Annotated in this window: 1 pseudogene; it reads left to right on the top strand. The window is 71.1% G+C overall.

What is annotated here, in order from left to right:
• Positions 1-2 precede the first annotated feature (2 nt).
• Positions 3-497: pseudogene (locus tag ADK55_RS18625) on the top strand (iron chelate uptake ABC transporter family permease subunit); the annotation flags it as partial.
• Between the last annotated feature and the right edge of the window lie 88 nt (positions 498-585).

The following is a 585-nucleotide window of genomic DNA, read 5'->3' as shown; positions in this document are numbered from 1 at the left end:
TGCTGGTCACACTGGCGCTGATGGCGGCGACCTTCCTGGTGTTCTGCCTGTCCATCGCCGTGGGGGACTTCCCCCTCGGCCTGCCGCAAGTGGTCGCCACGCTCTTCGGCGGGGGCGAGCAGGTCGACCAGTTCGTGATCATGGACTTGCGCATGCCGCGGGCCCTGGCCGGACTCGTCGTGGGCGTCGCGCTGGGGATGTCCGGGGCCATCACCCAGTCCATCGCCCGCAATCCGCTGGCCAGTCCGGACATCCTGGGCATCACCGGAGGCGCCGGCGCGGTCGCGGTCCTGCTGGTGACGGTGTCGGGCGGGGCCACCGCCGCGGTCGTCAGCTCCGTGGGTCTGTCCGGGGCGGCGCTCGCGGGCGGCCTCTCCACGGGCCTGCTGGTGTACTTCCTGGCGTGGCGGCGCGGGGTCGACGGCTTCAGGCTCATCCTCATCGGCCTCTCCGTGAGCGCCGTGATGGAGGCGATCACGACCTGGCTGCTGGTCACACTGGCGCTGATGGCGGCGACCTTCCTGGTGTTCTGCCTGTCCATCGCCGTGGGGGACTTCCCCCTCGGCCTGCCGCAAGTGGTCGCCA

This window comes from Streptomyces sp. WM4235 (assembly GCF_001279725.1).
Taxonomy (GTDB): Bacteria; Actinomycetota; Actinomycetes; order Streptomycetales; family Streptomycetaceae; genus Streptomyces.
The sequence above is the reverse complement of the archived record's forward strand: the minus strand, read 5'-3'. Positions and strand labels throughout refer to the sequence as shown.